This is a genomic window from Roseovarius sp., assembly GCF_030373445.1.
In the GTDB taxonomy this organism is placed as follows: domain Bacteria; phylum Pseudomonadota; class Alphaproteobacteria; order Rhodobacterales; family Rhodobacteraceae; genus Roseovarius.
Genome location: NZ_JAUCYU010000001.1, coordinates 257,767 through 277,717 on the forward strand (window position 1 = coordinate 257,767; position 19,951 = coordinate 277,717).

Below are 19,951 nucleotides of genomic sequence, written 5' to 3' on the forward strand. Positions count from 1 at the left end.
CCATGACGGACCCGTCCGTTCTCACCATCATCCTCAATTTCCGCACGCCCGAACTGACGCTGAAGGCGCTCGACGCCGCCCTGCGTGAAATGGCGGGCATCCGCGGCGAGATCCTCGTGGTCGACAACGGCTCGGGCGACGATTCCTGCGAGGTGCTGACCCGAGGCATCGAGGGCCTCGCCAATCCGCCCGTCCCCGTCCGCTTCAAGGCCTCGGCCCGCAACGGCGGCTTCGGCGCGGGCAACAATTTCGGCATGCACGCCGGTCTCTCCGACGGCACGCAGCCGGATTTCTACTACATCCTCAACTCCGACGCTTTCCCGCAGAAAGGCGCGATCCGCAACCTGATCGCCCACATGCAGACGCACCGCCATTGCGGCATCGCCGGAAGCGCGATCCGCGGCGTCGACGGCGAACCGCACCAGACGGCCTTCCGCTTCCCCACCATCGCGGGCGAGTTCGAGGGCGCCATCCGCACCGGCATCTTCACCCGCCTGCTGCGCAATTCCGTCGTGCCCCTGCCGCTGCCCGACAGCACGATCCGCGTCGACTGGGTCGCCGGGGCCTCGGCCCTGCTGCGCCGCCGGATGCTCGACGAGATCGGCCTCTTCGACGAGACCTTCTTCCTCTATTTCGAGGAAACCGACCTTTGCCTGCGCGCCGCCCGCGCCGGGTGGGAAACCTGGTACGTGCGCAACAGCGAGGTGCTGCACGAAGGCTCCTCCTCGACCGGCATGAAACTGTGGAAACGGACGCCGACCTACTGGTTCGATTCCCGTCTGCATTATTTCACCAAGAACCACGGCCGCGCCTATGCCGCCGGGGCCACGCTGGCCCGGCTGACCGGCGCGCTGCTGTGGCGGACCCGCGCGATCCTGTCGCGCCGGTCGATCGGCGACCCGCCGCATTTCCTGCGCGATCTCGTCACCCATTTCGCCGGCAACATCCGCCGGCGGCCCGACCATGTCGCGGCCACCCCGATGACAAAACCTCTTGTGGAGGAGTCGAAATGACCCGGTTTACCAGTGCGCTTGTTGGCGAAGAAACCCTCCTGATCGGCTGTGGCGACCAGCTGCTCGACCACGGCCATGGCATCGCCGCCGTGATTACCACCAACCCGCAGGTGCGCGGCTGGGCGGCAGCCAAGGGCGTGCCGGTTCACGAAAGCGCGTCGGCCCTGCGCGACGGCACGGGCTTCGACTGGCTCTTCAGCATCGCCAACCTCTCGGTCATTCCCGATGACGTGCTGGCCCTGCCCGCCAAGGGCGCGATCAACTTCCACGACGGCCCCCTGCCGCGCATGGCCGGGCTCAACACGCCGGTCTGGGCGCTGCTGAACGGCGAAACGGAGCACGGCATAAGCTGGCACGTGATGGAGGCGGGCATCGACAAGGGCGACATCCTCGTCACCCGCGACTTCGCCATCGCCGAGGATGAGACCGCCCATTCGCTCAACTCGAAATGCTATGCCGCCGGGCTCGACAGCTTCGCCGAGCTGCTGGGCCAGATCGAAACCGGCACGCTGGCCCCCCGCCCGCAGGATTTCGCCACGCGCAGCTATTTCGCGGGCAACAAGCGGCCCGAGGCCGCCGGGGTTCTCGACTTCAATCAACCCGCCGCAACGCTCGCCCGTACCGTCCGCGCGCTCGATTTCGGCGGCTACTGGAATCCGCTCGCCCTGCCCCGCCTGCTGACGGCGAAAGGCACGCTCTTCGCCCGCAGCGCCACCACCCTTCCGGCCGATCCCGGCGCCCAACCCGGCCAGGTGCTCGAGGCCACTGCCGACAGCCTGACGATCACCACCGCCGACGGCGCCATCCGCCTTGCCTCGCTCCTCGACGCCGAGGGCAAGCCGGTCACGCCGAAGGCAATGTTCAACGCCGGTGACATCCTGCCCGCCCTCTCCCCGGAGACGGCAGAGCAGCTCACCGCCACCGCCGAGCGCCTCGCCAGGCACCAGCGCCACTGGCGCGCCCGCCTGACCGACATGACCCCGGTCCAGGTCTCGCTCGCCCGCGCCACCACCGGCCCGGCCGACTGGGCCGTCGAAGACGTGGCCCTGCCCGCAGACCTCGACCGCGCAACCGCGCTGACCGTCCTTGCCGCATGGGCCCTGCAGGGCGCTGGCCAGCGCGCGGGCGATATCGCCTACGCCCCCGCCAGCCTGAAGCACGACGCGCACACCCCCGCGATCACCACCCCGTGGATGCCGCTCCGCGTCGAGACCACCGAAGACACCACGCTGGCCGACCTCACCGCCGCCTTCACCGCGGAAATCGCCACCGCCGAAACCAGGCCGGGCTTTCCCGACGACCTCGCCCTGCGCGACCCGTCGATTGGCTCTCTCCAAGTGCCCGCCATCGCCATCACCGACGGCCCGGCCACCATCCCCGGTGCCGTCATCGTGGCCGCGCTCGATCATACCGGCACCTGCCACTTGCATATCGACCGCGCCCGCCTCGACGAGGACGCAACCCGCCTGCTGACCGCGCGCCTTTCGGCCATGCTCACCCGGGCCGCCAACAGCATGCCCGACACCTTCACCATGCAGGCCCTCTGCACCCTGCCCAAACCAGAACGCCTCCTCCAGCTCCACACCTGGAACGCCACGGACGCGGCCTATAACCCGGCCCTCACCATCCACCGCGCCTTCGAAAGGCAGGTCGAGGAAACCCCCGATGCCACGGCCCTCGTCTTCGAGGATACCGCGCTCACCTATGCCGAACTCAACGCCCGCGCCAACCGCGCCGCGCTGGCGCTTCAGGCCGCCGGCGTGAGCCGCGGCGTCAATGTCGGCCTCTGCCTGCGCCGCTCGCCCGACCTGCTGATCGGCGCGCTGGCCATCCTCAAGGCGGGCGGCGCCTATGTCCCGCTCGACCCTGACCACCCGGCCGACCGGCTGGCGCATATCATGGGCGACAGCGGCGCACCGGTGCTGCTGGCCCACGGGCCGACGCAAGCCAACCTGCCCGACACCGACGCGAAGCTGATCCTGCTCGACACCATCCCCCAGCAGGGCGACGCCGCCCCGGCCAATGTCGACGGCGGCAGCGGGGCCGACGACCTCGCCTACCTGATCTACACCTCCGGCTCGACGGGCAAGCCCAAGGGCGTGATGGTCGAACATCGCAACGTCGCCAACTTCTTCCGCGGCATGGACGATTGCGTCGACCGGAACGCCGGCTCCGTCTGGCTCGCCGTCACGTCGATTTCCTTCGACATCTCGGTGCTGGAACTGTTCTACACCCTCGCCCGCGGCTTCAAGGTCGTCGTCACCGGCTCGGAAAACCGCGCCGCCGTGTCGAACGGTCCGATCGCCGCCTCGGGCGAGCCGATGGATTTCTCGGTCTATTTCTGGGGCAACGATGACGGGCCCGGCCCTAAGAAATACCAGCTCCTGCTCGACGCCGCCCGCTTTGCCGACGCCAACGGCTTCGCCGCCGTCTGGACCCCCGAGCGCCACTTCCACGCCTTCGGCGGCCCCTACCCGAACCCGGCCGTCTCGGGCGCGGCCATCGCGGCGGTGACACAGAACATCTCGGTCCGCGCCGGCAGCATCGTCGCCCCCCTCCACCACCCGGCCCGGATCGCCGAGGACTGGGCGGTCATCGACAACCTCACCAACGGGCGCGCGGGCCTCGCCTTCGCCTCGGGCTGGCACCCGGACGATTTCGTCCTCCGCCCCGAGAACACGCCGCCCGCCAACAAGCCCGCCCTCTACGACGCGCTAGACAAGGCCCGCCGCCTCTGGCGCGGCGAAGCGGTCGACTTCCCTACCCAGTCGGGCGAAATGCTCCCGGTGAAAACCCTGCCCCGCCCGGTCTCGGCCGAGCTGGAATGCTGGGTCACCACCGCCGGCAACCCCCAGACATGGCGCGAGGCCGGTGAACGGGGCGCGCATATCCTGACCCACCTTCTCGGCCAGTCGATCGACGAGGTCGCCGAGAAAATCACCATCTACCACGACGCCCTGCGCGGCGCCGGCCACGACCCGGCCGACTTCAAGGTCACGGTGATGCTGCACAGCTTCATCTCCGACAGCCGCGAACACGCCCGCGAGATCGCCCGCGAGCCGATGAAGAACTACCTCCGCAGCGCCGCGGGCCTCATCAAGCAATACGCCTGGGCCTTCCCGGCCTTCAAGAAACCCGAAGGCGTGAACTCCCCCTTCGAGATGGACCTTGGCGCATTGGGCGAGGACGAGATGGAAGCCATCCTCGATTTCGCCTTCGAGCGGTATTTCGAGGACTCGGGCCTGTTCGGCACCGTGGCCGATGGCGTGGCCCGGGCCGAGCAGATGAAGCGCATCGGCGTCACGGAAATCGCCTGCCTGATCGACTATGGCATCGCGCCCGAGACGGTGCTGGAAGGCCTGGACCTCATCAAGCAGGTGATGGACGCCTCCAACGCGCCGGCGGAACTGGCCGACGACGACTTCTCGCTCGCCGCCCAGATCATCCGCCATGACGTCACCCACCTGCAATGCACGCCCAGCATGGCGCGCATCCTGACGCAGAATGACGAGGCGCGCATGGCCCTGCGCCATGTCCGCCAGCTCCTGATCGGGGGCGAGGCCTTCCCCGCCGACCTCGCCCGCGAGCTGCGCAGCGCCTCGAAGGCCCGGATCGACAACATGTACGGGCCCACCGAAACCACCGTCTGGTCCGCGCACCAACGGGTCGAGCCGAGCGCCCATGGCCACACCGTGCCCATCGGCACGCCCATCGCCAATACCCAGGTCTACATCCTCGATGACACCGGCAACCCGGCCCCCGTCGGCGTGGCGGGCGAGCTCTGCATCGGCGGCGACGGCGTCACCCGCGGCTACTGGCACCGTGACGAGTTGACCGCCGAGCGCTTCGTCCCCGACCCCTTCGCCGGCGGTACGGCCCGCATGTACCGCACCGGCGACCTTGCCCGCTGGACGGCTTCCGGCACGCTCGACTTCCTCGGCCGCGACGATTTCCAGGTGAAGATCCGCGGCCAGCGGATCGAGCTGGGCGAGATCGAGGACGCCATGAAACGCCTCCCCGGCATCACCGAGGCGGTCGTCGTGCCGCTCACCTCCGACACCGGCGACACGCGGCTTGCGGGTTACTTCACCGGCACCGCCCCCGAGGACAGCCTGCGCACCCACCTTCAGGCCCACCTGCCCGAGGCGATGGTGCCCGCCGACCTGGTGCAGCTCGACGCCATGCCGCTCACCCCCAACAAGAAGATCGACCGCAAATCCCTGCCCGCGCCGGTGCGCAAGGCAAGGGCCACCGCGCCGCGCGCCACGTCCGAGGCCACGGGGCTGGAAAGCCGCATCGCCGCGGTCTGGTCCACCGTTCTCGGCGTGCAGCAGATCGCGCCGGAGGACAATTTCTTCGACCTCGGCGGTCACTCCCTGCTGGCGGTGCAGGCGCATCGCGACATCCGCAAGGCGCTCGACACGCCCACGCTCTCGATCACCGACATCTTCCGCTTCCCGGTGCTGCGCGACCTCGCTCGCCACCTCGAAGGCGGCAGCGGCGGCGATCCCACCCCGCCCGAACGCGAGGAGACCAGCGAGGCCCGCGCCGCCACCATGTCGAAACGCCGTGCCATGCGCGCCGGGCGGGAGCGTCAGCTGTCATGAGCGTGCATCCCGGAACCCTCTCGACCGGCTGCCTGGAAGACGACCTCGCGGCCCTCTTCGCCCCCGCCGTCTCGGTCGTCGTCACCGACCCCTCGGCCGAGCACGATGCACCCTTCAACGACGAAAACGCCGCCGTGGCCCGGGCCAATGACAAGCGCCGCCGCGAATTCCGCGCCGGGCGCGCCGCCGCCCGCCAGGCGATGCAGGAGATGGGCCTGCCCGCCGTCGCGATCCCCGCGGGCGAAGACCGTGCGCCGGTCTGGCCCGACGACGTCACCGGCAGCATCACCCACAACGACACGCTCTGCATCGCCGTCATCGCCGAGCGCCGCAACGTGCCCGGCATCGGCGTCGATATCGAGGAGGCCACCCCGCTCGACCCCGACCTCTTCCCCGAGGTCTGCACCCTGCCGGAACGCGCCTGGCTGTCCCTGCAATCGGAAGAGACGCGCGGCCTGCTGGCCAAGCTGATCTTCAGCGCCAAGGAATGCGCCTACAAGTGCCAGTTCCCGCTCAGCGGCACCTTCCTCGAATTCCATGACCTCGAGATCACCGCCGACCTCGAAACCGGCCAGTTCGAGGCGACCTTTACCCGCCCGGTGCCGGGCTTCGACCGGGGTGCGCGGCTCTACGGCCGTTACGTTGTGGCCCAGGGGCAGATCATCACCGCGATCACCGCCGAACAGCACCCGACCCTCGCCGCACAGCGCCGGCGCGTGTCCTACTGGTAGGCAGGGCGGCAACCGGATACCGATGATGATCGACCGCACGACCATTCTCCTTGGGCTGGCCGTCGTGACCGCCGCCGCCGTGGCGCTCTGGGTGGTGCTGTCGCGGCCCGCGCTCTCGCCCGAGAAGCTGCGCGAAACCTATGCCGATCCCGCGCCGGAACCGCCCGGCCGGGGGCTGCATGTCTTCCACCTCGGCCACAGCCTCGTCGGGCGCGACATGCCCGCCATGCTGGCCCAGCTTGCCAATGACGGCCACCGCTACGAAAGCCAGCTCGGCTGGGGCACCTCGCTCAAGGAACATTACGAGCCCGGCGAAACCATCAACGGTTTCGAGGCCGAGAACGACCACCCCCGCTTCCGCCCGGCGCGCGAAGCCGTGGGCTCGGGCGAATACGACGCCATCGTCTTCACCGAGATGGTCGAGATCCGCGACGCCATCAGGTATCACCAGTCCGGCAAGTACCTCGCCCAATGGGCCGCCCTCGCACGCGACGCCAATCCCGAGACCCGCCTCTACCTCTACGAGAGCTGGCACAGGCTGGACGATCCCGACGGCTGGCTCGACCGGCTCGACCGCGACATCGACCGCTACTGGATCGGCGAGCTGCTGCAACAGGACCTGACCCGAAACACGCCCGAACGCCCGGTCTACCTGATCCCCGCCGGGCAGGTGATGGCCCGCTTCGTCCGCGAGGTCGAGGCGACGGGCGGCACCGGCGACATCACCTCGCGCGAGGACCTGTTCCAGCGCAAGGACGACGGCACGCTCGACCCGATCCACATCAACGACCTCGGCGCCTACCTCGTGGCCCTCACCCATTACGCCGTCCTGTATCAGACCTCTCCCGTGGGCATGCGCCACCAGCTCGACCGCGCCGACGGCACCGCGGCCGATGCCCCCTCCGAGGGCACCGCCCGCCTGATGCAGCAAATCGTCTGGGACGTGGTCACAAGCCGCCCGGAAACAGGAGTGCCGCAATGATCCGCATCCTCGCCTGCCTCGTCCTGCTTCTGGCCGGCGCCCCGGCCCTCGCCCAGTCCGGCGCCCAGTCCGGCTCCCGCGATTTCCCCCTCGCCATCAACCTCGCCGAGGTCAATGACTGGAGCGCCGAGCAACCCTTCATCGATGTCTTCAAGACCGCCCGCCGCTGGATCGGCCACAAGCCCGGCCAGTGGGGCGGAGTCGAGTTCGAGGAGCTGGAAGAGCGCGGCCTGCTCGACGCCCGGGGCTGGCCCACCTCCGTGCCGCACGACCTTGGCTCGATCGGCACGCTGATCCTCACCGACCTGCCCGCCGAGGCCGAGGTCTATGCCGGCCGCTACGTCCTCAGTTTCGACGGCGAAGGCATCGTCGAGGTCGGCGGCGCCGCCAGCAACGTCCGCTACGGCGAGGGCCGCGTCGCCTTCGACTTCACGCCCCAGATCGGCGGCATGGTCCTGGTCAAGATCCAGCGCTCCGACCCGATGAAGACGGGCGACTACGTGCGCAATATCACCGTCGTCCGCGAGGAACATCAGGAGGCATTCGCCAATGGCGCCGTCTTCAACCCGCTCTGGCTCGACCACATGCGGGGCTTCAAGGTCCTGCGCTTCATGGACTGGATGCACACCAACAATTCCGATCAGCAAAGCTGGGACACCCGGCCGAAGCCCGACGATTTCTCCTACACCCGCCACGGGGTGCCGCCCGAGGTCATGATCGCGCTCGCCAACGAGCTCGGCGCCGATCCGTGGTTCTGCATGCCGCATCTCGCCGACGACACCTACCAGCGCCGCTTCGCCGAGATGGCCCTCGCCCGGCTCGACCCCGGCCTGAAGGCTTACGTCGAATATTCCAACGAGGTCTGGAACTGGCAATTCTCCCAGGCCGAATGGACCGAGACCCAGGCACAGGAGCGCTGGGGCCAGCGCTACAAGGGACAGGACTATTACGGCATGAAGTTCGCCCGGATGGCGCAAACCTGGGCCGACGTCTTCTCCGATGCCCGCGACCGCCTCGTCACCGTCATCGCCACCCAGACCGGCTGGCTCGGGCTAGAACGACCCATCCTCGATGCCCCCCTCTGGGTGGCGGAGGGCAACGAGCCGCCCCATACCTTTGCCGACGCATATGCCATCACCGGCTATTTCGGCTCCTATCTCGGCCGCGACGAAATGCGCGACATCACGCTCGGCAAGATCGCCGAAAGCACGCAGGCCGCCGAGGCCGACGCCCGCCAGCAGGGCCTCACCGGCGAGGCGCTGGCCGCCCATGTCGCGGCGCACCGCTTCGACATGGCCACCGATTGGGCCGTCGATGCGCTGACAGATTCCCGCCAGTACGGTGACGAGTTCGACGGGCTCGACCGCGCCACCGGCACCTTCTTCCCCTACCAGGCCGATATCGCCCGGGAATACGGGCTCGACCTCATCGTCTACGAGGGCGGCACCCATATCGTCGGCGTCGGCGCGCAGGTGGGCGACGATACGCTCACCGCCTTCTTCACCCACTTGAACTACACGCCCGAGATCGCCTCCCTCTACCGCACCCTGTTCGAGAAATGGGCCGAGGTAAGCGACGGGCCCTTCACGCTTTTCAACGACGTGAACGTGCCGATGAAATGGGGAAGCTGGGGCCACCTCCGCCACCTCGGCGACGCGGACAATCCCCGCTGGCAGGTGGTGGAAGAGTTCAAGTAGAATGGCATCCGAACCCCCTTCCCCCCAAGGCACCCCGGCCCCGAAGGCCACGGTCATCATCCCGGCCAACAACGAGGAAGCCTATATCGGCGCCTGCCTCGACCGGCTCGCCGCCTCGGCCGGCGATACCCCGTTCGAAACCATCGTCGTCGCCAATGCCTGCTCCGACCGCACCGTCGAAATCGCGCGGCAGGTCGCGGACCTCTCGACCAACCCGGCCCGGCCCGTCCACATCATCGACACCGACAAGGGCGGCAAGCTCGGCGCCCTGCAACTGGGCGACGACGCGGCCCGCGCGCCGATCCGCATCTACCTCGATGCCGACGTCACCGTCAGCCCGGCCCTGATCCCGGCGCTGATCGCCACGCTCGACACCGGCGCGCCCCGCTACGCCAGCGGCACGCCCGAGATCGCCCCGGCCCAAAGCCCCGTCACCCGCGCCTATGCACGGTTCTGGCAAAAGCTCCCCTTCGTCACGACCGGCGTGCCGGGTTTCGGGATCTTCGCCGTCAACGGACCGGGCCGCGCCCGCTGGGAAACGTGGCCCGAGATCATCTCCGACGACACCTTCGCCAGACTGAACTTCTCGCCGGAAGAACGGGTCAGGCTGCCGCAAACCTACCGCTGGCCGATGATCGAGGGCCTCTCCGGCCTGATCCGCGTCCGCCGCCGGCAGGACCGCGGCGTGCGCGAGATCGGCGAGAAGTTTCCCCGGCTTTTAAAGAACGCCGACCCGTCGACCGCCTCCCGCACGGGCAAGCTGAACGCGATCCTGCGCGATCCGCTGGGTTTCCTCGTCTACGGCTTCATAGCCCTCTGTGTCCGCCTTCCCGGCGGGAAGGGCGACTGGGCGCGCGGGCGGTAGCCTCCACCGCCCGGAATCAAGGCGCGCCAAGGGCGCGCCGCCGGGCAGCGCCCGACGATACAAACGTCATCCGCCAAACTGTTCCTGGCCCACCGCCGCCCGGAAATACCCCGCCAGCTTCTCCGCCTCACGGTACATGTCATGCCGCTCCAGCACCCTCGCCCGTCCGGCCCGGCCCAGTTCGGCCCGCGCCTCTGCCGGCATTGCCGCCAGCGCCTCCACCGCCTCGGCCAGCGCCGCGTCATCCCCCGCCGGCACCAGCCAGCCGGTCACGCCCTGCTGCACCAGCTCCGGAATGCCCGCCACGTAGGTGGCAATCACCGGCCGCCCGGCCGCCATCGCCTCCATGATCACCATCGGCAGCCCCTCGGCGAAGCTCGGCAGCACCAGCGCATGACACCCCGCCAGCGCCGCCCGCACTTCCTCCTCGGTCTGCCACCCGACCAGCGTCACCTCGTCCCCAAGCCCGCGCGCCGAAATCTCCGCCTCCAGCGCCCCGCGCAGCTCGCCATCGCCGATCAGCGTCAGGTGCACATCCACCCCGTCCACCCGTTCCATCACCGGCATCAGGATCAACTGCCCCTTCTGCTCCGACAGCCGCCCGATATTCACCAGCCGCAGGCCCCCTTCCGGCATCGGCCCCGGCTCCGGAAACGCCTCCGGGTCGATCCCGCAATGCACCACCTTCACCCGGTCCCACGCGTCGTGCGGCAGCCACCGGCACAGCTGGCTCCGCCCGTAGGAACTGACCGCGACGGTAAACGCCGCCCGCTCCATCTTCCTTGCCAGCGACAGGGAATGCACCGCGTCGAACTCCTCCGGCCCGTGCACGGTGAAGCTGTACCCCGGCCCGCCCAGCATCCTGACCAGCATCGCCACGGCGGCGGCATTGGTGCCGAAATGGGCGTGCATGTGCTCCACCCCAGCCGCCGTCGCCAGCCTCAGCACATGGCAGGCCTCCACAAGGTAAACCAGGTGCCGCAACCGCCCCGCGGGCGACACCCGGCCCAACTCCAGCGCCCCCTTGAGCGCCGCGAAAAACGCCCCGGGCCGCCCCAGCATCGCCGCCAATAGCGACATCAGCAGCGCACCCTTGCCCGCCTCCAGCACGTATCGCGTCCGCCCCTGCTCCGCCCGGTCCTGCGGATCTTTCAACGGCACGTCCCCCCGCCGCATCGCGATCCGCTCCACCGACAGGCCCAGCCGCTCCAACCCCTTCAGCTCCCGCCGGATGAAACTTTGCGACGGCTGGGGATAGGTGTTCAGAATATAGGCAACTTTCACGGGCGACACCGGACAGGGAAGATTTCCACCTCACGCTACAACCGCCACGACCCCAAGAAAAGGTGCCACCTCAAGGACATAGGCCACGCCCGCGCATTCGTGTGCAATTGACCACGCTACCGCCTGCGCCTAGCGTAGTGACAGGCATCAATAGGCATCCGGTCACCCTACTCATGAAACGCCTCCTCCAAGAATTCCAGGGCGAGACCCTGACCGGCCGGATACTGCGCAGCACGTCATGGGTGATGGTGGGCTATGGCGGGGCACAGGCCATCCGCCTCGGCTCCAACCTGATCCTGACCCGCATCCTCTTCCCCGAGGCGTTCGGGATCATGGCGCTCGTGACCATGGTCACCGTCGGCCTGATGATGTTTTCCGACATGGGCATCGGCCCGGCCCTGGCCCGCAGCCCGCGCGGCGACGACCCGGCATTTCTCAACACGGCGTGGTCGCTCCAGCTGATGCGCGGCTTCGCCCTCTGGTTCGTCACGCTGGCCGTGGCCTACCCCTTCGCAGACCTCTACGGGTACGAGGAGCTGGCGCTCTACCTTCCCGTCGCCGGGCTCTCGCTCGTCCTCACCGGGTTCTTCCCCACCCGCATGGAACTCGCCCGCCGCCACCTGCAAATGGGCCGGGCCACCATGCTCGACCTCGTCAGCCAGCTTCTGGGCCTCGCGATCATGGTGCTGCTCGCGCTCTGGACCCGCTCGGTCTTCGCCCTCGTGGTGGGCAGCGTGCTGACCAACCTGATCAAGCTCCTCGTCATGTGGTACGGCCTGCCCGGCCGCCGCGACCGGTTCCAGATCGAGAAACCGGCCCTGACCGAGCTGGTCAGCTTCGGCAAGTGGATCTTCCTCGGCACCGCCTTCGCCTTCGTCAGCACCCAGGGTGACAAGGCGGTGCTGGGCAAGCTGCTCAGCCTCGAGATGCTGGGCATCTACAATATCGGCTTCTTCCTCGCCAGCTTTCCCATGGCGCTGGGGCAGTCGGTGGCGCAGGACCTGCTGATCCCGATCTACCGCAACAGGCCCCCGGCCGAATCCGAGGCGAACCGCCGGAAGCTCCAGCGGATGCGTGCCCTGCTCACCGGCGGGCTCTGCGCGCTGCTGCTGCTGATGGCCTATGTCGGCCCGCCGCTCGTCGATTTCCTCTACGACGACCGCTATATCGAGGCCGGGCCGATCATCGTCATCATGGCCTGCGGCTTCCTGCCCAAGGTCATCGGCATGAGCTACGACCAAGCCGCGCTGGCGGCAGGGGACTCGCGGCGCGTGTTCTTCCTGACCGGCACCCGCTCGACCCTGCAGATCGTGCTGCTGGTCCTCGGGCTCTATTGGTTCGGGCTGGTGGGCGGCGTCGCCTCCTTCGGCGTCGCCATGCTGCTCGCGCATCCGATGCTGATCGCCCTCGGCCTGCGCCACAAGGCATGGGACCCGTTGCACGACATCGTCAGCTTCCTTCTCGCCGGTCTGCTGGCGGCCGGCGCCATCTGGCTCCACTGGGACGCGCTCCAGCGCATCTCCTCGACGCCCGTAAGCTGACGCCTCAGACCGCCCGCCGGCGCCCGCGGAACGCCCGCATCAGGGCCGTCCGCCGCTTGCTGCGCGGCGCCTCGGGGATGACCGCCACCGGCGCGAAGCCAAGGTCGCGCTCCATCACCGCGGCACTGCGGATCACCGGGTTCATCAGGTCCAGCAGCAGCGCTATACCGAACGCCACCATCACGCTGGCAAAGGCCCCCAGCACGGCGAATTTCGTCCGCGACGGGGTCGACGGGTAATCCGGCCACGAGGCGGGCTCCAGCACGCTCAGGTGTTCCGACTGGCCCTCCGATTCAAGCTGAAAGCCGATCTCGGCGGCCTTGCGGCTTTCGCTCACGCTGGCCAGCTCTTCCTTCTTGGCCAACAGGGTGCGGGTCAGGCGGGTCAACTCCGCCTGCAACGCCGGGTCGATATCGCCCGCGGCCGACACGGCGGCAAGGCTTTCGGTCAGGTAATCGCGCTGCTCGGTCAGGTCGTTGAGCCGGGCGATATTCTCGTCCCGCTCCCGCTGTTCCAGCCGGGTCAGGTTGCCGTCGCCGGCCTCGCGCTCAAGCTGGCGTTCCAGCACGATCATCTGCCGTTCGACCGACAGGATCTCGGCCCTCAGCGCCTCGATCTCGCGCTCCTGCGAAGCGCGCGCGCCCTCCTCGGGCATGTCGTTGCGCTTGCGGAAATTGGCCAGCGTCTCCTCGAGGTCGGCCACCTCGGCCTCCAGCCGGCTCTGCCGCAGCGTGAAGAACGACAGCGTCTCCTCCGCCCGCTCCAGCCGCTTGTTCTGGCTCAGGGCCACCGTCCGGCGCGTGACTTCCTCGGCCAGCGCCTGCGCGGTCTCGCGGTCGCCCCATGTCGCCGTCACCCGCACCAGCGAAATCGCCCCGTCGCCCGTCGTGCCCGTGCGCGCGGCGGCCACCGCCGACACGCTCAGCGACCGGCGCAGGATCGACACCTTCTCGCTGTCGGGCAATCCGCCCATCTCGTCCAGCACGCCAACCTCGGCGGCGATGTCGAGGACCGCGTCATGCGACATCACCCGCTGCTCGACGATCTGCAACTGGCGCGCATCCGCCCCCGACACCGTCGGCGGGGCCAGCGCGTCGGCCACCTTGGCATCCTCGACCTGCAACACCGCCTGCGAGGTATATTCATGCTCCTGCGACAGCGCGTAGAGAAGCGCGGCCACGCACCCCAGAACCGTCAGCCGCACGATCAGCCAGAAGCGGCGCCGCACCATGTCGCGAAGTTCGTCAATCCAATCCGAAAGGCTCATCAGAAACGTCCTAACCTGTCACCAAGACACTTGTTACCAAACACCACCGGCGCACCAACCGCGCCGGGTGGCCCTATCGCCGCCGCGCTTTCTTGCGCGGCAGCCGCCCCCGGTTCAGCACAACGCCCAGCAACGGCACCCGGTCGTTCAGCATCTTCTGGCACTGGGCGATATCCTCGGCCACCGTCTTGGTACCGTCGACCACCAGAAGCACACCGTCGACCTGCGGCAGGAAGGCCATCACATCGTCGTATTCCAGAAGCGGCGGCATGTCGCACAGCATCACGTCGGGCGTCAGCCCGCCGGTGATCTCGTCCAGCACGTCGGCCGTGCTCTGGCTCTGCAACAGCTCCGAGGGATTCTCCGGCACGTCGGAATTCAGCCCGACGGCAAGGTTCTCTCCATAGCGCTCCAGGTAGTCGTAATACGGCACCTCGCCGCTCAAAAGCCCGGCCATGCTCTGCACCGGCTTGTGGCCCAGCGCCTCGCCCAGCCCGGGCTTGCGCTGGTTGAGATCCAGAAGCACCGTCGTCACGTCGGGTATCGCCGCCATGCTGAGTGCAAGGTTGAGCGTGGTATAGGTGGTGCCACAGCCCGAGGTCGGCGCGGTCACGGCCACGCGGCCGATCCCGTGCGACTTCATCGTCTGCAAAAGCTGGGTCCGCAGCGTATCGGTGGCCTGCTTGACGCCGTCCGACCGGCTCCGCAGCTTCATCGCGGCATTCTGGTGCCCGCGCCATGCGGGCTTCAGGATTTGCCACGAGCCAAGCTCGAGAAGGTCGGTTCCGGTTTCCGTCATCGGTTCGTCGTCATCCTCGACATCCTCGGCATCCCGCGCCGCCACGGCCACCAGCGCCCTGGCAGGGGAGCCCGGGCCCGGCGCAACGGCCGGCGCGCTGCCGGCCCCGACGGCCTCGGCACCCAGAAGAGAATGCTTCAGCTTGCGGTCAAACGGCAAGCCCGGTTCGGGCTCAGGGCCGGAACCGGTGTCCTGATCGTCTGTCGGGCCGCTGGATTTCACCCAGTCGAACGACACTTGATACCTCTCGAACATCTTTCATCCATTCCTTGCGGCCCGACCCCTCGGGCACGCCCCCACCCCCTTTTTATCTCAATGGCCGGTCCGCCTCAGGACCACGCCGATCGTCTGCCACAGCACCCTGGCGTCCTTCGGCAGCGACAGTTCCGCGTCATAGGCCTCGTCGTAGAAGGCCCGGTCGGCGAAAGAGCTTTCGTTGCGTCGATCGACCTGCCAGTAGCCGGTGATCCCCGGCCGCACCGCGAAGTAATGCCGCGGGTCGCCGTACAGCGAAAGCTGGTCCGGCATCATCGGCCGCGGGCCGACAAGGCTCATGTCGCCCTTCAGCACGTTCCAAAGCTGCGGCAGTTCGTCCATCGACGTCATCCGCAGCAGGGCGCCCACGCGGGTGATCCGCGGATCCTTCTTCAGCTTCTGCGACACGTCCCATTCGCGCTTCAGCGCCGGGTCGGTCGCCAGCAGGTCGTTCAGCTTCTTGTCCGCGTCGCGCACCATCGTCCGCAGCTTCAGGATCGAGAACCGCTCGCCGTTCAGCCCCAGCCGCGGCTGGCGATAGAACGGGTTGCCGCCCTCGATGAACAGCAGGCAGGCGGCGATACCGACCACCGGAAGGTAGATCGGCATGAAGGCCAGCACCAAAAGGATATCGAGCCCGCGCTTGCCCGCCCGGCGATAGACCGATCCCCGCCGCGGCAGGTCGACGGCCATCGACGAAGCGGCTGCGGGGGCCCGTGCCGCCGCGTCGAGACCACGTATCGCGGGGGGCGCAGTTACCCTGGACGGAGTAGAATGAAGATAAAGGTCAGCAGCCACGTGACACCCCAACTGATTACACAAACACCATCACAAGGACGCAGAACCGAAGCGGCAACCGGGCCGGCAGGGCCACGCATCCAGACACAAACTTCCACCACCCCGGCCCTGCAGATTCAGGCCGGTAGACTTATCGGACTTTGGCGGCGGTCCTCATTAAAGGCAGAATTTTGCCTTGAACTTGACACAATTGAACCTAGCGAAACCCCGAAAATCTTAAACTTTCTAAATGGAAACAGTTTGTTTCTTAATATCCTATCACTACCGGTACGTTATTGTAAATAAAGCATTTTTGGATCAACTACGGCAGCCAACCTGACGTAAATGCACACCTTTCACGCAGAAGTGGTGTTCTCGCAAGCGGGGATAAAAGGCAAAATTTGGCCAGATTGTGCATTCTGGCCCAAAAGTTGCCACATTTGGTTGCCCGATTCCTTTCCGCTACGGCAACCCAGACCCGATAATGTGACCGCCCCGCGGAACCCCCTTGCCCGCCCCCGCCCGCAGGAGGCCCCTTGCAGCCGGTGGCAAATGGCCACTAGAACCGGGGACAGCCAGTATCCGAAAGGGCGACAGCTTGACCTCCGACACCAACCGCAGCCTCTGGCGGACCACCGCGGCCGACCCCGTGCCCTCGACCCGGTTCGACGCCGACGCAGAGGCCGACCTCGCCGTGATCGGCGGCGGCTTCACCGGCTGCGCGGCCGCGCTCGACGCCGCGCGCCGCGGCGCCGCGGTCTCTGTCTTCGAGGCCGATACCGTGGGCCACGGCGGCTCGGGCCGGAATGTCGGGCTGGTCAATGCCGGGCTCTGGCTGCCCCCGGACGAGATCATCGCCCATGCCGGCGAAACCGACGGCATGCGCCTGATGACCGCGCTGGCCGAGGGCCCGTCGAAAGTCTTCGACATCATCGAACGCGAAGGCATCGAGTGCGAGGCCACCCGCGCCGGCACCCTGCATCTCGCCCACGCCCCCTCGGGCCTCGACGACCTGCGCGAACGCTTCCGGCAGGGCAACCGCCTCGGCGCCCCGATCCAGCTTCTCGACGCCGCGGAAACCGCCCGCCGCACCGGCTCTTCCAGGTTCCACGGCGCCTTGTGGGACCCCCGCGCCGGCACCATCCAGCCGCTCGCCTATTGCCGCGGCCTCGCCCGCGCCGCCATCGCCGCCGGCGCCCATATCCACGAGAACACCCCCGTCACCCGCATCAGCCGCGACAGCGACACCTGGGTGATCGAGGCCGCCGGTCACAGGCTCCGCGCCCGGCACCTCCTGCTGGCCACCAACGCCTATCACCGCGAGGTCAAGGGCGCCGCCGCCCCCGGCTTCGTGCCCGTCTGCTTCAGCCAGTTCGCCACCGCCCCCCTGCCCGAGAAGCTGCGCGAGACCATCCTGCCGGGTGGCGAGGGTTGCTGGGATACCGCGCTGGTGATGTCCTCCTTCCGGATGGACAAGGCCGGCCGCATGATCGTCGGCGGCATCGGCGACGCCACCGGCCCGGCCAGCCCGATCCACGCCGCATGGGCCCGCCGCAAGCTGCGCGAGGTCTACCCCGAGCTCGCCGACCAGCCCTTCGAGCATTCGTGGAGCGGCCGCATCGCCATGACCAGCGACCACATCCCCAAGATCGTCTCCTTCGGGCCCAACGCGCTGGCGGCCTTCGGCTATTCCGGCCGCGGCATCGCCCCCGGCACCGTTTTCGGCACTGCCGCGGCCAAGGCGCTCCTGACCGACGATCCCTCGCACCTGCCCCTGCCGGTGATCTCCGGCCATGCCGAGCGCTTCACCTCGATCCGTCAGGCCTATTACGAAACCGGCGCGGCCCTCACCCACCTGACCAAGCCGCTGCCCTTCACCTGAGCAGCCCTCCCGCCGGGCCGGAACGTCGGCTTCACAAGATCCCCCGCAACCAACCGGTAAACTTCTCCAGCGGCGGCCTTACCGCCGCCTCCGACGGCCAGACAAGATAATACCGCCCCTCCACAAGGCTCGCCTCCCCGAAGGGCACCACCAGCGTCTGCCGCTCCAGCTCCACCTGCGCCAGGTAGTCCGGCAACAGCGCCACCCCCATCTCGTGCACCGCCGCCTGCGTCATCGTCGCGAACTGGTCCACCAGCATCCCCGTCACGCTGCCCCCCTCGACCCCATGCGCGGCGAACCACTGCTCCCACGCCCCCGGCCGTGTCTCCAGCTGCAACAACGGCAAAGCCAGCAGCGCTTCCGCGCTCCCCAACGGCTCCGGCGCCAGCCGGGGCGAGCATACCGGCACCACCCGCTCCTCCCGGATCGGCAAATACTCCACATCCTGCCAATCCCGCTCCCCGAAATGGATCGCCGCATCGAAACTCTCCTGCCCGAAATCGAACGGCGCCAGCCGCGTCGACAGGTTCACCGTCACCTCCGGATGCGCCCGTGCGAAATCCTGCAGCCGCGGCGCCAGCCAGTGCATCCCGAAGGCCGGCAAGATCGCCAGGTTCAGCCCGCCCCCCGTCGGGTTCGCCTTCAGCTCAAGCGACGCATGCGCCAGGTCGCGCAGGTATTTCCGCACCTTCCGGCAATAATCCTCCGCCGCCGGCGTCAGCTGCAGCCGCGTCCCCCGCCGCTGCACCAGCGTCGTGCCCAACTGCCCCTCCAGCACCTTCAACTGCCGGCTCACTGCACTGTGCGTGAGCGACAGCTCCTCCGCCGCCGCGCTGGCACTCCCCAGCCGGTCCACCGCCTCCAATGCCAGAAGCGAACTGATCGAGGGCAGAAAGCGGCGCGGCGTCAGCATTGTGAGTTTTTCTCCAGGTTATGTCAGCTAGTTTCGCTTTTCCTTTCCCAAGATTCCACCCAAATTGCGCGCAAACGCGTCAAACAGGGCCCCACACCACCATGACGAAAGCGAACAGTTCCGCCACCCACCGCCCGGCCGACCGCCTGTCGGGCATCGCCCTGTCGGAAATCGTCCAGATCTCCGAACGCGCCCGCCAAATGCGCGCCGAGGGCCGCGATGTCATCGCGCTGAGCACCGGCGAGCCCGATTTCCCCACCCCGCCCGAGGTGATCGAGGCGGCCCACCAGGCCGCGCTCGCCGGCCAGACCCGTTACACCCCCACCGCCGGCACGCCCGAACTGCGCGCCGAAGTGGCCCGCCAGGCCGGCGCCGAGCCCGCCAACGTCATCATCTCCACCGGCGCCAAGCAGGTGCTGGCCAATGCCATGCTCGCCACGCTGAACCCCGGCGACGAGGTCATCATGCCCGCCCCCTTCTGGACCAGCTATGCCGACATGGTGCGCATGGCGGGCGGCACGCCGGTCGTCCTGCCCTGCCCGCTTTCGCAGAGCTTCAAGCTGACGCCCGAGCAACTCTCCGACGCCATCACGCCGCAAACCCGCTGGCTGATGCTCAACTCCCCCTCCAACCCCTCCGGCGCCATCTACACCGCCGGGGAATACGCCAAACTGGCCGAAACACTCGCCGCCCACCCCCAAGTCTGGGTCGTCGCCGACGAGATCTACCAACATCTCAGCTACACCCCCTTCACCAGCTTCACCGAAGCCGCCCCGTACCTCCGCGACCGCACCCTCATCGTCAACGGCGTATCGAAAGCCTGGTCCATGACCGGCTGGCGCATCGGCTGGGGCATCGGCCCGGCCGAACTGATCCGCGACATGATCTCCGTGCAGGGCCAGACAACCTCCGGCGCCCCCTCCGTCTCGCAGGCCGCCGCGCTCGCCGCCCTGCAATCCGACCGGCAACTCCTCGAAGACCGCCGCGCCACCTTCCTCGCCCGCCGCGACACCACGATCGAGGGGCTGAACGCCATCCCCGGCCTCACCTGCCCGGCCCCCGACGGCGCCTTCTACGCCTTCCCCGATTGCTCGGCCCTCATCGAAGGCAGGTTCGACAACGACGCCGCCCTCTGCCAATGGCTGCTCGAGGAAACCGGCGTCGCCCTCGTCCCCGGCCGCGCCTTCGGCATGCCGGGACACGTGCGCCTCTCCTTCGCCTATGCCGAATCCCAGATCCGCGAGGCGCTCTCCCGCATGAAAACCGCCATCGACCGGTTGACGTTCGCCCCCTCCACGGCCTTCGCTGGCCACACCGGCTAAACCGCAAGAGGCCCCC

The 19,951-nt window shown here is 68.1% G+C and carries 14 protein-coding genes; 9 read left to right on the forward strand and 5 right to left on the reverse strand.

The genetic code is table 11. From position 1 onward, the window contains the following. Nucleotides 1-2: 2 nt before the first annotated feature. The 6 genes from QUV18_RS01215 to QUV18_RS01240 are packed head-to-tail and all read left to right on the forward strand — an operon-like array spanning nt 3 to nt 9,895. On the forward strand, nt 3-1,013 hold the full coding sequence (locus tag QUV18_RS01215) for a glycosyltransferase family 2 protein (RefSeq protein ID WP_300891415.1): 1,011 nt from the start codon (nt 3-5) through the stop codon (nt 1,011-1,013). Then, nucleotides 1,010-5,620 carry a MupA/Atu3671 family FMN-dependent luciferase-like monooxygenase gene (locus QUV18_RS01220; RefSeq protein ID WP_300891416.1) on the forward strand — a complete coding sequence of 1,537 codons (4,611 nt, stop codon included), beginning with the start codon at nt 1,010-1,012 and terminating at the stop codon, nt 5,618-5,620. The genes QUV18_RS01215 and QUV18_RS01220 overlap by 4 nt, the downstream gene beginning before the upstream one ends. Further along, complete coding sequence (locus QUV18_RS01225; RefSeq protein ID WP_300891417.1) at nt 5,617-6,351, forward strand: 4'-phosphopantetheinyl transferase superfamily protein; 735 nt, start codon at nt 5,617-5,619, stop codon at nt 6,349-6,351. The genes QUV18_RS01220 and QUV18_RS01225 overlap by 4 nt, the downstream gene beginning before the upstream one ends. Before the next feature lie 25 nt (nt 6,352-6,376). Next, on the forward strand, nt 6,377-7,333 hold the full coding sequence (locus QUV18_RS01230) for a hypothetical protein (RefSeq protein WP_300891418.1): 957 nt from the start codon (nt 6,377-6,379) through the stop codon (nt 7,331-7,333). Next, nucleotides 7,330-9,030, forward strand: a complete 1,701-nt coding sequence (locus QUV18_RS01235; RefSeq protein WP_300891419.1) for a hypothetical protein — start codon at nt 7,330-7,332, stop codon at nt 9,028-9,030. The genes QUV18_RS01230 and QUV18_RS01235 overlap by 4 nt, the downstream gene beginning before the upstream one ends. A 1-nt stretch (nt 9,031) precedes the next feature. Further along, nucleotides 9,032-9,895: a glycosyltransferase family 2 protein gene (locus tag QUV18_RS01240; RefSeq protein ID WP_300891420.1), complete on the forward strand. Its 864-nt coding sequence runs from the start codon at nt 9,032-9,034 to the stop codon at nt 9,893-9,895. A 66-nt stretch (nt 9,896-9,961) separates the two neighbouring features. Here the strand turns inward: QUV18_RS01240 and QUV18_RS01245 are convergent, their stop codons facing one another. Then, nucleotides 9,962-11,179, reverse strand: coding sequence for a glycosyltransferase (locus QUV18_RS01245; RefSeq protein WP_300891421.1), 1,218 nt, complete (start codon nt 11,177-11,179; stop codon nt 9,962-9,964). A 173-nt stretch (nt 11,180-11,352) separates the two neighbouring features. Between QUV18_RS01245 and QUV18_RS01250 the strand changes: the two genes are divergently transcribed. Next, a complete protein-coding gene (locus QUV18_RS01250) occupies nt 11,353-12,720 on the forward strand; it encodes an oligosaccharide flippase family protein (protein ID WP_300891422.1) in 1,368 nt (455 codons plus the stop codon). Between the two features lie 4 nt (nt 12,721-12,724). On the opposite strand, the gene QUV18_RS01255 is transcribed toward QUV18_RS01250, so the two are convergent. From QUV18_RS01255 to QUV18_RS01265, 3 genes are all read right to left on the reverse strand, one after another. Continuing rightward, nucleotides 12,725-13,987: a Wzz/FepE/Etk N-terminal domain-containing protein gene (locus QUV18_RS01255; protein ID WP_300891423.1), complete on the reverse strand. Its 1,263-nt coding sequence runs from the start codon at nt 13,985-13,987 to the stop codon at nt 12,725-12,727. Nucleotides 13,988-14,060: 73 nt separating this feature from the next. After that, a complete protein-coding gene (locus QUV18_RS01260) occupies nt 14,061-15,041 on the reverse strand; it encodes a CpsD/CapB family tyrosine-protein kinase (protein ID WP_300891424.1) in 981 nt (326 codons plus the stop codon). A gap of 57 nt (nt 15,042-15,098) precedes the next feature. Then, the gene (locus QUV18_RS01265; RefSeq protein ID WP_300891425.1) at nt 15,099-15,734 is read right to left on the reverse strand and encodes a sugar transferase; all 636 of its coding nucleotides are present in this window, start codon (nt 15,732-15,734) and stop codon (nt 15,099-15,101) included. Between the two features lie 682 nt (nt 15,735-16,416). On the opposite strand from QUV18_RS01265, the gene QUV18_RS01270 reads away from it, so the two are divergent. After that, nucleotides 16,417-17,700: an FAD-binding oxidoreductase gene (locus QUV18_RS01270; RefSeq protein ID WP_300891426.1), complete on the forward strand. Its 1,284-nt coding sequence runs from the start codon at nt 16,417-16,419 to the stop codon at nt 17,698-17,700. 31 nt (nt 17,701-17,731) lie between these two features. On the opposite strand, the gene QUV18_RS01275 is transcribed toward QUV18_RS01270, so the two are convergent. Continuing rightward, nucleotides 17,732-18,613 carry a LysR family transcriptional regulator gene (locus tag QUV18_RS01275; RefSeq protein ID WP_300891427.1) on the reverse strand — a complete coding sequence of 294 codons (882 nt, stop codon included), beginning with the start codon at nt 18,611-18,613 and terminating at the stop codon, nt 17,732-17,734. A 101-nt stretch (nt 18,614-18,714) separates the two neighbouring features. On the opposite strand from QUV18_RS01275, the gene QUV18_RS01280 reads away from it, so the two are divergent. Next, nucleotides 18,715-19,935 (forward strand): pyridoxal phosphate-dependent aminotransferase, encoded by a 1,221-nt coding sequence (locus QUV18_RS01280; protein ID WP_300891428.1) that lies wholly within the window; start codon nt 18,715-18,717, stop codon nt 19,933-19,935. Nucleotides 19,936-19,951 lie beyond the last annotated feature (16 nt).